Annotated in this window: 11 protein-coding genes; 6 read left to right on the top strand and 5 right to left on the bottom strand. The window is 36.8% G+C overall.

Going from position 1 to position 13,052, the window contains the following annotated elements; genetic code table 11:
* Positions 1–11: 11 nt before the first annotated feature.
* From ACL9RH_RS18670 to ACL9RH_RS18660, 3 genes are read right to left on the bottom strand one after another with little or no spacing between them, the layout of a single operon-like run.
* Positions 12–788, bottom strand: a complete 777-nt coding sequence (locus ACL9RH_RS18670; protein ID WP_422694860.1) for a hypothetical protein — start codon at positions 786–788, stop codon at positions 12–14.
* An 11-nt stretch (positions 789–799) separates the two neighbouring features.
* Positions 800–1,621 carry a hypothetical protein gene (locus ACL9RH_RS18665; protein ID WP_422694859.1) on the bottom strand — a complete coding sequence of 274 codons (822 nt, stop codon included), beginning with the start codon at positions 1,619–1,621 and terminating at the stop codon, positions 800–802.
* 12 nt (positions 1,622–1,633) lie between these two features.
* Positions 1,634–2,740: a hypothetical protein gene (locus tag ACL9RH_RS18660; RefSeq protein WP_422694858.1), complete on the bottom strand. Its 1,107-nt coding sequence runs from the start codon at positions 2,738–2,740 to the stop codon at positions 1,634–1,636.
* A gap of 522 nt (positions 2,741–3,262) precedes the next feature.
* Between ACL9RH_RS18660 and mqo the strand changes: the two genes are divergently transcribed.
* The 6 genes from mqo to ACL9RH_RS18630 all read left to right on the top strand — a co-directional run bounded on the left by mqo (position 3,263) and on the right by ACL9RH_RS18630 (position 10,099).
* On the top strand, positions 3,263–4,768 hold the full coding sequence (mqo, locus tag ACL9RH_RS18655) for a malate dehydrogenase (quinone) (protein WP_422694857.1): 1,506 nt from the start codon (positions 3,263–3,265) through the stop codon (positions 4,766–4,768).
* A gap of 69 nt (positions 4,769–4,837) precedes the next feature.
* Complete coding sequence (locus ACL9RH_RS18650; protein WP_422694856.1) at positions 4,838–5,239, top strand: hypothetical protein; 402 nt, start codon at positions 4,838–4,840, stop codon at positions 5,237–5,239.
* A gap of 122 nt (positions 5,240–5,361) precedes the next feature.
* Positions 5,362–5,979, top strand: coding sequence for a DUF1684 domain-containing protein (locus ACL9RH_RS18645; RefSeq protein ID WP_422694855.1), 618 nt, complete (start codon positions 5,362–5,364; stop codon positions 5,977–5,979).
* 2 nt (positions 5,980–5,981) lie between these two features.
* Positions 5,982–6,455 carry a GNAT family N-acetyltransferase gene (locus tag ACL9RH_RS18640; protein ID WP_422694854.1) on the top strand — a complete coding sequence of 158 codons (474 nt, stop codon included), beginning with the start codon at positions 5,982–5,984 and terminating at the stop codon, positions 6,453–6,455.
* A 72-nt stretch (positions 6,456–6,527) separates the two neighbouring features.
* The gene (locus ACL9RH_RS18635; RefSeq protein ID WP_422694853.1) at positions 6,528–7,337 is read left to right on the top strand and encodes a glucose 1-dehydrogenase; all 810 of its coding nucleotides are present in this window, start codon (positions 6,528–6,530) and stop codon (positions 7,335–7,337) included.
* A gap of 83 nt (positions 7,338–7,420) precedes the next feature.
* On the top strand, positions 7,421–10,099 hold the full coding sequence (locus ACL9RH_RS18630) for an MGH1-like glycoside hydrolase domain-containing protein (RefSeq protein WP_422694852.1): 2,679 nt from the start codon (positions 7,421–7,423) through the stop codon (positions 10,097–10,099).
* A gap of 17 nt (positions 10,100–10,116) precedes the next feature.
* Here ACL9RH_RS18630 and recO read toward each other — a convergent pair whose 3' ends face one another.
* Positions 10,117–10,803: a DNA repair protein RecO gene (gene recO, locus ACL9RH_RS18625; protein WP_422694851.1), complete on the bottom strand. Its 687-nt coding sequence runs from the start codon at positions 10,801–10,803 to the stop codon at positions 10,117–10,119.
* Positions 10,803–13,052 carry a T9SS type A sorting domain-containing protein gene (locus ACL9RH_RS18620; protein WP_422694850.1) on the bottom strand — a complete coding sequence of 750 codons (2,250 nt, stop codon included), beginning with the start codon at positions 13,050–13,052 and terminating at the stop codon, positions 10,803–10,805. Before ACL9RH_RS18620 ends, recO begins: the two co-directional genes overlap by 1 nt.

The raw sequence follows: 13,052 nt of genomic DNA, 5'->3' as shown, positions 1-13,052 counted from the left end.
CGGTTCAATATTTATTGTCCCATTTTAGTGATCACAAGTGCCAATGACGATCTTACATTCAGGTTGCTGGCAGTAAATCCGTTTCCTGTGTCAAATTCAAATTTCTGACGAATGGTTGTAGGTGCCGTCAGTGTAAGAAAGTAAGTTCCCTGGAAAAAAGTAAAAGAACTTGATAGCTGACACATTCGGTTGGTTTCACTTATAGTTGCACTGGTTGACGCATTGATCAGGTATGACCTGGTACATGTGAAATTTTGAGAAAGATATTGTGTGTTAGCCGTGCCGGTATTGTTATTGGCATTACTGCTGTCCACCGAATATCTTACAATATATGTGCCTGCAGGTAAGGTGATTGTAGAAGTATCTGCTCCCAAAGATGCTCCTGTGATTTTATTGGAAGCTAATGTAAAGCTCGTTAAAGTATTATTGGTACTACCCGTGGGAATTAAAACACTAGGATTGATAATAAGGGACATTGTTTGAGGCTCATCTCCGGAAAGAATAGCACGCTGCCACTGATTGCGTATCCATACATAATATCCCTTAGGGAAAGTAGAAGCTCCTCCTTTGTTGTAGATCATTAATCCATCTGCGGGATTGGCGATAGGAGTAGAAGTGCTGTTCAGTACAGTAAGGTCATACTGAGGGAAAAGGACTCCTTTATTAGAAGAGTTAATGTCAAGAACACTGCTTGTGTTGGGGGTGTTTGTATTAATGCCCACCTGTGCTTTAGTATTAGAGCCAAACAGGAAGATCGCCATACAAACAATATAAATATATGTTTTCATTGTATTACAGATTATTGGTTAAGAGCTGATCTTTGGATGTCTACTTTTGCGTTGGTAACAATTATTTCTCCATTATTAGGACTCGTACCTCCGGAATTTAACTGATATGTTCCTCCAGCATCGTGCGCAATAGACGGAACTAAAGTAATAGGAGTAGTAGAAGTTGCTACAAAAGAAAAACTCAGGTTTAATGTATGAGTCTTGTTACTGGCTATAGACTGTGCATTGATACTGATGGTTTTACCATATTGTGTTCCGCTTACAGGATCTACGAGTCTTACCAAATATTGGTGAAGGTGAAGAGGAGTTCCGCCAATTCCTAAAGATGTACTTTCAAGATTTGTTTTGATATTCAGACATACATTTACCAGATAACCGCTGTTTCCAGGAAGAGTAATACCTCCAGTACCACTGTTGTAAGAAGCTCCAATATCATTTGAAAGAACAGTAAATGCAGCGTCTGTAAAGTTTTTATAAGTTCCGTTTGCTAAATTACCAAGAATAGCATAATCCGTTGTTCTTTGTAGGATCATGTAGCTTACTAAATTATAAGTATCAGCCATTTGTGTCCATCGGTTGTTTTTCCAAATATAAACACCGGGACTGATTGAATTTCCTTTGTTATATACTACAAGCCCTTCTACAGGATTATTTACCGGTGAAGTATTGTTGAGTATATCTACAATATCTACTCTAGGAAGAAGAACTCCTTTATTGGTAGATTCAGATACTTCCAAAACGGCAGATGGAGCTACTGTTGTTTTTCCAATCGCTACTTGGGCATATGTTATCTGAGCTATAATTAATAATAGCAGGATATAACTTCTTTTCATATGTTGTTGTTTTTAAAGTTGGGATATTTTGATATAAGATCCGGTTGGGATTACATTCACAAGATCATAGAAAGTACTGTTCTGCATTCTGCCTAATCGTAATCTTAATCCACCAATAATATTAGCATTGGCATTTGTCGGAACACTATAGTAATAAGACCATGTTGCCAGGTGATTGGTATTTACCTTAGAAACAATAGGAACCTCTTTTCTGGTATTGGTGCCTGCTGTAAATGTATTGGTAGAGTTATTGTAAATATCGTTCGTGAAATCTATGAAATAACCCATTAAATAATAAGTACTTCCTGTAAGTGGTGTTGTACCTCCCTGTCCTGAAGGGTTTTCAGGTGGTGAATTTAAATTAAGATTCACTTCCACCAGATAATTTCCCTGTGGCAAAACTAAAGAATACCCTCCTAAGGTAGTATTCTGAACTACTTTGAATCCATTAATATTGGATACACCGGAAATCGCCGGGGGATTAACGATTAGAAGAGTATTCGCTCCTGCCACCGCATTGTCCAGTGCGGATAAAGATCCAGTGAAATCCAGATAAGCTACTTTAGGTGTATTTTCAGCATCAATAGAACTTTGCCATTTGCTTGTAGCGGAATTAAAAGAATGTAGGGTTTTATTATTACTGTTGGTGCCTCCATTAAAAGCAATTAAACCATTAGCAGGTGAAGCTACCGGTGTAGTTGTACTGCTTAGATTGGTAATATTAAGATTGGGAAATAGAAGCCCCTTATTACCTCCGGAAATGGTTACAGTAGGAGCGGTGGTATAACCGCTTCCTCCATTATTAATGGCAATTCCGGTTACCGCGCCATTGGTAAGCGTTGCAGTGGCACGGGCTTTTATCCCTCCATTCACAATGGATCCGCCTCCGTAGAAATTGATTGTGGGAACAGTTGTATAGCCACTTCCTCCATTATTAATGGTAATTCCCGTTACAGAACCTCCCGATATGGTGGCTGTAGCAGTAGCAGGAACTCCATTGAAGTTTTCAATGTGCAGAATTGCACTCTGGTCCGGTGTGGACGTGTTGATTCCTACACTTCCGCTTTGGGCAAATGCCAATGTTGCGAAAAGTGTACTAACGAAATTAATAATTTTCATCTGTACTATGTTTACGAAATAATTTTGTTAAATTTCTATATCTATTGTATTATTTTAATTGAAAGTTACGTAAAAAAAACATTTATTTTGTGATTTATTTATAGAAATAATTCTATAAAATTGAGGATTTGTCAATAAAAAGTGAATTTATATAGGTATCATTTAACCATTTTTCACTTTTCGTTGATTAATGATAGGGTCGTAAATACTTATTACTAAAGTAATTTGAGTAATAAACTTAAATTAACTTAAAAAGCCATAAAATAAAGAGTCTCTAAAACACTATGATTACTTCCCTTTTGGTGAATTAAAATTTAAGGTGATTTTAATATTTTGTTGAGTTTTTTTGGTTAATATTCCTTCAATTATCAATCATTTCAATGAAAAACCATTGATATTTTCCATTGCTTTTTGTTGTCAGCTAAAGAAGTGCTTTTTCATCAAAAATTAACGTGTTAAAATCCTCAAACGCACTCTTATTTTTAAAACTTTTCCCGAAATTTGAGGTAAAATTTTAAAATTATGTCACAATCGCTTACAAGCAGAACACCGAAACCTAAATATGACGTTGTACTGATAGGAGGCGGAATCATGAGCGCTACTTTAGCAACATTGCTCCATGAATTTGATCCCAATCTAGAAATCGCTATCTTCGAAAGACTTGGAAGATTTGCCAAAGAAAGTACAGCAGCATGGAACAATGCCGGAACCGGCCACTCCGCTTTTTGTGAGCTAAACTATACGCCTGAAAAGTCAGACGGAACTATCGATATCAAAAAAGCAGAAAGCATTGCAGAGCAGTTTGAGATCTCAAAACAGTTCTGGGCTTATCTTGTTTCTAAAGGATATATTCAGGATCCTAAAGATTTTATCAACTCATGCCCGCATATGAGTCTTGTATTCGGAGAAAAAGATGCCGAATATCTTAGAAAGCGTCATGATAAAATGACAGAATCTTCTCTTTTCCAGGGAATGGAGTTTTCTACAGACCACGAGAAGCTGAAAGAATGGATTCCATTGGTGATGAGCAAGAGAAATAAAACCGAAGTAATGGCGGCAACGAAGATGGATATGGGAACAGATGTAAACTTCGGAACATTAACCAGAAAAATGGGAAGACACCTGCTTGAAGATTCTAATGTAGATGTGTTTTTGTATCACGAAGTAAAAGATATCAACCCAAGAAGCAACGGAAAGTGGGAAATGAAGGTGAAAGACAGAATCCACAGTCACAAACAACAAGTGGTTGCCGATTTTGTATTCATTGGAGCAGGAGGATATGCGCTTCCGTTATTAGACAGCTCAGATATCAAAGAAAGTGCAGGATATGGAGGTTTCCCTGTTTCCGGACAGTGGTTGGTAACCCATAATCAGGAATTGGTAGAAAAACATCAGGCTAAAGTATATACCCAGGCTACTGTAGATGCACCGCCTATGTCTGTTCCTCACCTTGATCTTAGAATTATTGACGGAGAAAAAGCACTTCTTTTTGGCCCTTTTGCAGGATTCTCAACAAAATTCTTAAAAGAAGGAAGCTATCTTGATCTTCCTGAAAGTGTTAATACGAAAAACCTGAAATCATTATTCGGTGCATGGTGGCACAATCTTCCGTTAACGAAATACCTTATCCAGCAGGTTGCAATGACTAAATCTCAGAGAATGCAGCATTTGAGAGAATTCATCAAAGATGCCAAAGAAGAAGACTGGGAACTTAAAGTCGCAGGACAGAGGGTTCAAATTATTAAAAAAGATGAAAAAGAGGGAGGTAAGCTGGAATTTGGAACCGAAGTGGTTGTTAATAAAGCAGGTACAATTGCTTCATTATTAGGAGCATCCCCTGGTGCATCTACCGCTGTATACGCAATGTTGAATGTTCTTGAAAAATGTTTCCCTGAAAAACTGGAAGGAGAATGGAAAGAGAAACTTCTTGAAATGGTTCCTTCTTACGGAAAGAAACTTGCAGAACATCCGGAACTTACTAAAGAAGTAAGAAATTATACCAAAGAAAAATTAGAATTAGAATATTAAAACCAATCATGAGCAATGGATAATAGTATAAAAGCAATGTCCATTGCTCATTCTTATTACTTATAGAACGTGGAAGAAGTAGTTGTAAAACCAGTTATTGCAAAAGAACTCCTGGAATCTCTGCAGACTAAAATAGATGAAGAGAAACAGGTCATTGTACACTGTTGCTTTCCCGCATCCCCATTTTTAGGAAACCTCATCAGAATCTGGCATTCAACGTATTTGTTTGATAATCAGTCTGAGCATCGAAGTAAAATGATTCATGCTGAGAATATTTCAATTTCACCTTACTGGACGCCAGTTCCTTTTATGAAAGATTTTTGGTTTACTCTTATATTTTCAGGATTGCCAAAAGATTGTAAAAGTTTCGATCTGAAAGAAGTGATCCCGGAGGAAGGAGGTTTTTTTGTAGAATCTATCAAAAGAAATTCTTCCGATGTTTATCGTGTGAAAATATCAGAATCTTATTAAAGATAGTAAAGAAGAAAAGATATATACTGTTATTTACTAATGAGAAACAGATCATATGTTTTATAGAAATTTTCACCTTTGTTGTTATGAAAATTCTTAGCTTTACTTATAATTTTAGATTCATGAAAAGATATATTGTGTTGTTTTTAATGCTTCCTTTGTTTGTATTTTCACAAAAAGGAATTTCAAAAGAAGAAAAAGAAGTTCAGAAATTTCAAAAAGAACTCAATGCTGAATATCTGAATCCAAAGGAAACACCGCTGAGAGGAGACAATTTTAAAAACTTTAAAAAACATCCTTTCTTTCCTATAGATATGAAATATCGTGTAACGGCTGATTTTGTGAAATCTACTGATACAAAACCATTTGAGCTTCCTACCTCTTCAGGAAAAACAAAAACCTATCAGGAATACGGTAAAGCTACTTTTACGTTAGATGGAAAACCTTATACCGTTACTTTATACCAAAGTTTAGCATTAATTAAGCAGGAAAAATATAAAGACTATCTTTTTCTTCCTTTCCGTGATGCTACCAATGAAAAAGAAACGTACGGAGGAGGAAAATACATGGATCTGAAAATTCCAAAAGGAAATACTATTGTACTGGATTTTAATAAATCCTATCATCCTTTCTGTGCTTATAACGCCTACGATTACAATTGTCCAGTGGTTCCGGAGGAAAATAAACTTCCTGTGGAAATTCGTGCTGGTGTGATGTATGAAGATATTTATCATCATTAATAATGGTCACCTTAGCATTTTTTAACCCAGAAGATCTTGTTGCGGTAAGCTATACTTTGGACGAAAGCCAGCTGAGGTTTACAGCCAGTGCAGTACAGGCTCTGTACAATATTGAGAAGAGAGAAGATTCGGATGCTTTTCCTATAACTATTTTTGAAAATGATTCCCCCGCGGGGTTTTTCTTACTCGATTTCGGACATGATAAATTTGAACTTACTGACAATAAAAATGCAGTTTTGCTACGATCTCTTTCTGTAAATCCTCAAATGCAGGGCAAAGGAATTGGAAAAAAAGCAATGCTGAAAGTAGATGTTTTCGTAAAAGAAAATTTCAAAAACTGTACTGAAATTGTATTGGCAGTCAATCAAAAAAATAACTCAGCCTATCATATTTATCTTGAAGCAGGGTATATTTACGATGGGAAAACCAGAATCGGAAGAAGTGGGCCTCAATATCTGATGTACAAAAAACTTTAATAAAATTTTAAAAGTATAATCTTTTCTCTGCTGATTTCTTTCCATAACTTTGAGTAACATCAAATTCAAAATATGGAAATATCACTTCATAATCAGGTTGCAGTCGTTACAGGAGCTTCCAGTGGAATAGGCTCGGGGATCGCTAAATCCTTGGCCGCAGCAGGAGCAACAGTAGTTGTTAATCACTCTTCAGAACGATCAACAGAAGAAGCAAAAGCGGTGCTGAAGGAAATTACAGATGCAGGCGGCAGCGGAATAACCTATCAGTGCGATGTTTCTAAAGAAGATCAGGTCATCAAAATGTTTCAGGACGTTGTATCCGAATTTCAAACAGTAGATATTCTGATCAACAATGCAGGAATTCAAAAAGACGCTAAATTTACCGATATGACACTCGATCAGTGGAATGCTGTGATTGGAGTCAATCTCACAGGACAGTTTTTATGTGCCAGAGAAGCTATTAAAGAATTTCTTCGCCGGGGTATAGATCCTTCACGCTCTGTAGCTTGTGGAAAAATTATTCATATCAGTTCAGTTCACGAAATAATCCCTTGGGCAGGGCATGCTAATTATGCCGCCAGCAAAGGTGCTGTAAGAATGCTGATGCAAACGCTTGCTCAGGAATATGGAGCAGATAAAATCCGGGTTAATTCTATTTGTCCGGGAGCCATTCAGACACCCATTAACAAAGATGCTTGGAGTACTTCGCAAGCACTCAACTCTCTCCTTAATCTGATCCCTTACAACAGAATAGGACAACCTCAGGATATCGGAAATATGGCCGCATTTCTGGCCAGTGATTTAGCCGACTATATCAGTGGTACAAGTATTTTCGTTGATGGAGGAATGACAACATTTGAAAGCTTTTCTACAGGAGGATAGAGTTGTTGGAAAACCTAAAGATGTAAAGCTTTTAGCCATCAGTATATTTTACCGTAATATAAACCACGTAATATGATCTGCTTATGTCGGAAAAAGAAAGAATTTCAGATATTTCATGGAAGAAATGGGGCCCTTATGTAAGCAATCGGGAATGGGGACTTGTGCGCGAAGACTACAGTGAAAATGGAGACGCGTGGAACTACACCAACCATGATACAGCAGAAGCCAAAACCTATCGCTGGGGCGAAGAAGGAATTGCAGGAATTTGTGACGATCTTCAGAAGCTTGTGTTTTCCTTAGGATTTTGGAACAAAAAAGATAAAATGGTAAAAGAACGTTTCTTTGGCCTTACCAACGGACAGGGAAATCACGGTGAGGATGTAAAGGAATATTTCTATTATCTGGATTCCACACCTACGCATTCTTATATGAAGATGCTGTACAAATATCCTCAAAACTATTTTCCTTATAAAGATCTGATAAAAGTAAATGCGGAAAGAAATAAAACCGAACCGGAATATGAACTGATCGATACCGGAATTTTTGATCAGAATGAATACTTTGATATTTTTATTGAATATGCCAAAGCAGCCCAAAATGATCTGCTTGTCCGGTTAACCATTGTCAATAAATCCGAGCAGGAAGCTTCTCTTGTTATTTTGCCTACAATTTGGTTCCGAAATACCTGGAACTGGGGTTACGATGATTATAAACCTAAACTTTCCGCTGAAAAAAAAGACCAGATCACGATCGATCATAAAGATCTGGAAACAAAAAATATCTATGCAAAACAATCTTCGAAAGTTCTGTTCTGCGACAATGAAACCAATAACGAAAGGCTTTATCAGTCTTCCAATTCATCCGTATATTGTAAGGATGGAATAAACCAATTCGTGATAACAGGTAATTCTCAATCAGTAAATCCTGAAAACAAAGGCACAAAAGCTTCTTTTTTGATTGAAGAAAATTTTAAAGGAAAAGAATCTAAAATATTTGAATTTAGAATTTCAGACCAGGATTTAAAGGAACCCTTTGCTGATTTTGATGAAATTTTTAAAAGCAGACATCATGAAGCCGATGAATTTTATGCTGAAGTTCAGAAAGGAATTCCCTCCGAAGATGAAAAGCTGATACAAAGACAGGCATTTGCGGGTATGCTGTGGAATAAAATGTATTACCACTACAATGTTGAGAAATGGCTCAAAGGAGATCCTGCAGAGCTGCGCCCTCCAAAGTCCCGAGAGAAAATCAGAAATTACGACTGGAAGCACCTCAACAATGAGCATATTATTTCCATGCCCGATAAGTGGGAATATCCTTGGTATGCTACCTGGGACCTGGCATTCCATACCATCAGTTTTTCCCTCATCGATCCGGATTTTGCCAAACATCAATTGAAACTTTTCCTCTTCGAATGGTATATGCATCCTAACGGACAGCTCCCAGCTTATGAATGGAATTTAAGTGATGTAAATCCTCCCGTTCATGCTTGGGCCGTTTTCAGAGTTTTCAAAATTGATGAATATCTGAAGGATAAACCCGACCTGGAATTCCTTGAAAGTGCTTTTCAAAAGCTGTTGATGAATTTTACCTGGTGGGTCAACAAAAAAGACCTTAATGGAAATAATATCTTTGAAGGCGGTTTTTTAGGACTTGATAATATTGGAGTATTCGACCGAAATACCTCTCTTCCGAATGGTGAACATCTGGAACAGGCAGATGGGACAAGCTGGATGGCCATGTTTGCCCTGAATATGATGAGAATTGCATTAGAACTGGCTCTTTATAACAATGTTTACGAAGAAATGGCGATGAAGTTTTTTGAGCATTTCCTAGCTATTGCCCATTCGTTGGATAATATGGGAGATGAAAACTTCAGCCTTTGGGATGAAGAAGATGAGTTTTTCTATGATGCGATTGCTTCCAGCGACGGCACTCACATGTATCTGAAATTAAGAACAATTGTAGGTTTGATTCCCATGTTTGCTGTTGAGGTAATTGATGACGAAATGATTGAAAACCTTCCCAATTTTAAGAAAAGAATGAAATGGGTATTGGATAACAAACCTGAATTGGCTTCACTTGTGTCAAGATGGGAAGATAAAGGACAGGACTCCAAGCACCTTTTATCATTGCTTCGAGGGCATCGTTTAAAAAGATTATTGAAAAGAATGCTGAATCCAGAAGAATTCCTAAGTGAATACGGAGTAAGGGCGCTTTCTAAAGAGTATGAAAAGAACATATATACCCTAAACCTTAATGAAACAGATTATTGTGTAAAATATACCCCTGCAGAAAGTGACAGTGGCCTTTTTGGGGGTAATAGCAATTGGAGAGGACCTATATGGTTTCCGATTAATTTCTTGATTGTTGATAGTCTTCAACGGTTTTTCTTTTATTACAGCCCCGATTTTTTAGTTGAATATCCTACCGGAAGTGGAAATTACTCCAACCTGGATCAGATTGCTGATTCTTTGAATAAAAGGTTAACGAAAATATTTCTGAAAGATGAAACCGGAAAACGTCCAGTGAATGGTCAATATGAAAGATTTCAAACTGATCCGGATTTTAAAGATTATATCCTCTTTTATGAATATTTTCACGGAGATAATGGCCGTGGAGTAGGAGCTTCACATCAGACAGGATGGACGGGGCTTATTGCAAAAATTTTACAGCCAAGGTTTTCCAAAAAAGAAATCGCAGAATCTGAAACCGAAATGCCGGAAGATGCTGACACAAAAGAAAATAAAAAGAGAAGGTAAAAGGGTTTCTTTATTTCTTATTCAAATATCTGTTGGATGATCTCCAATGAAGTCGGTGTTTTGAAGTCTGTAATATGATAATGATAATAAACCAGAATACTGTCCAGGAAATTTTTTCTTAAAGAGCTATGAATTTTGGTCGTATACAAATTTTCTGCGCAAAGAGCATTCTTCCATAAAACCGAGATCTCTTCACTGAACAGCTGATGGCTAGATTGATAAGAAAAAGTTCCAGTTTCCGGATCTAGAAAATTACCGTTTCCCAGTAGTGGAGCAACACCCTGGATTTTTAAAACAGCGAGTAAAAAAAGAAGATGTGCCTGATAATTTCTATTGATCAATTCGTTGATCAATTCATCAATGCTATAATAAATCTGGATGTTTTTATTTTCATATTTTAAAATCTGACTTAGAAAATCTGAGATAAAAAATATGACGGTATTAATTTTTATATCCGTATAGATGTCGGTATTTTTTACCAGCTCAAATTTGGAAACAGAAGCAATTCCATTTCCTCTAAGAGGACTGATGGAAAAATTAAGTTTATTCAGCGGTTGTAGCAGGGCTTTCTTTTTATTCTTTTTAGAATAAATTCCTTTTAAAAAATAGCTCTGAAAACCCTCTTCTTCCGTAAAACAATGCAAAACTGCATCATTTTCTCCGTATTTGATAAATGAAAGTAAAAAACCGTTTTGTGAATTCATTAATTAACGACTCCTATTTTGGCGGTAGCTTTATCAGAACCATCTTCATTGGTCATTAGTACAAAGTAAATTCCTGAAGCTACTCGTGTCCCTTTCTGATTGTTTAGATCCCATTCATAATATCCTCCTCTTGCTACCGCAGAATGTACAACGTTTCCTGCAGCATCCACAATTCTGATATTGGTTTTTTCCGCCAGCCCTTTAATGGTTACTTTTCCTTTAAAATTAGAATAAACAACCGGGTTAGGATACACCAAAACATCTCCAAAGTTAGACGTTACATCGGCAACATCTCCCTGGTAAGTTACAATACCATTGTAACTTACAAAGTATACTTTTCCTGTTTTTTTATCTATTTTGATATCTGTAACCGTATTGGTTGGAAGCGGAGAGTTTTCTTTTGTAAAATGTCTGATGGTTTTCTGGCCGTCAGAAGATAGATAATATACACCACCACCATCTACTGAGACCCATTTATGATCTCCCTGATCTACAGCAATAGAAAGTATAGAAGCATCTCTGAAAAGCTCTTCTCCCAAACCATTTTGTTCAATAATAATAGGTTCCGGCTTAGGATGAGCGGTTTTTATTTCACTTGCAGCATTCGATAACACTTTTAATCCTGCATATGACCCGATCCATGCGTCTCCCGATTTGTCAAATGCTACCGATAAAGTTCCGTCTACAAAACCGTTGGAATCTCCCATGATGTAATCTGCATCATCAGAAAGATTGGTGGCGTTTTTGTAGTCATACGTCCAGAAGTTATTGGAACGTGGTAATGGAATCCATAACATGTTTTCATAGAAGACTGGTTTCTGTGTTGTTTCACTGGAAAGAACCAGCTTTTTTATAATGAAATTATCAGAAGGTTTATCATAGATTGCTATGGATGGGTTTCCTCCTTCAATAAATCCGAAGGAAACAAAAATATTGTTTTGAGGATCTGTTGCAAAACCTACGGGACGTCTCAAATAAGGCTGTGCCTGCAGGTCATAATATTTTACCAGATCAAAATCTTTATTGGTCGCATTATATTTCATCCTGTAAATTCCCTGATCATGCATTGCATAATTGGTAAAAAGAACCTCGTTGTTGTCAAGAGGGTTGAGGATGGCATCCAATACGTTAATAGACCTTACATTGTTCTTAAAAAACGAAGGGTAAATCCATTCATTACCGTTAAAATAATAAAAGCCGGGTTTTTGAGGATTTACAATAGCACCATTATAGTTATCTATTCTTCCTCCACTGGAAACAAGGAGCTGATTATTATCGAAAAGGTTTACATTATAAGCAAAATTGAACTGTGGGCCTGAAGGTTTATAACTATTACTGCTTTCATCTTTTATTCCTGATAAAACAGTTCCTCCTAATATTTTTCCGCCAGCAGTGATCGCAGTATTGCATTCTTCACCAAGATCTACCTGGTTTTGTGATATTCCATTTATACTATAAGTATATACCTTACTGTCCGTTACGACAATATTATTGGATGATACCATAATATCTCGGATATTTCCGAAGGCAGTAGGAAGCTGTATCGGGGTACCGTTATTATAAACATATGCAGCCGTAGCAGTGGAGAAAATCAATTCAGATTTTGAATCAATATGTTTGAATGCTCCTGGCATTTCTGTAGTCCATGTTGAATATACCGGGAAGGTCGTATTCATTTCATGACTTTTCAAACCATTGTTGGTGACAGAATAGACTTTATTACCGAAGATAGTGGCTTCATTACTTGGCTGGTAAACACCGCCTGTGATAAAGAATGAAGAATCTCCAAATTCTTTCTTTTTTAAATCAAATATGGAAAGTCCGTAGCCGACAGAAATAACCGCCTTGTCTCCATTAATAGAGATATGATTGATCTTTTTATCTCCGTTATAGCCTGCTGCTATAGGAATATCAACAACATATTTTATTTCCTGTGGCGTAATAATATCCATAGAACCATTGCTATAGCCAATAAGCCCAGTTTTGGTCTGTGGGTTGTAGTCGAAAGCGGTAATTCCGATGTTATGTAAACCGTTGGCTTTAGACAACTTCGTAATTTCTCCAGTTGATATTGTATAGTAGAATATCCCGTTTTCGGTGGCAGCGATTATTTTTCCATTGTCTTCTTTCATTGCGATGACGTTGTTGTAGGAAAAAAGATCCGCCCATTTTTTTGATGAAATGACCTGTGCTTTAGTAAACTGCAGAGATGCTAAAATACCAAGAGAAATTAAAGAGAGTTTTTTCAT

It is taken from the genome of Chryseobacterium sp. Mn2064, from assembly GCF_049319685.1.
Classification (GTDB): Bacteria; Bacteroidota; Bacteroidia; order Flavobacteriales; family Weeksellaceae; genus Chryseobacterium.
The sequence above is the reverse complement of the archived record's forward strand: the minus strand, read 5'-3'. Positions and strand labels throughout refer to the sequence as shown.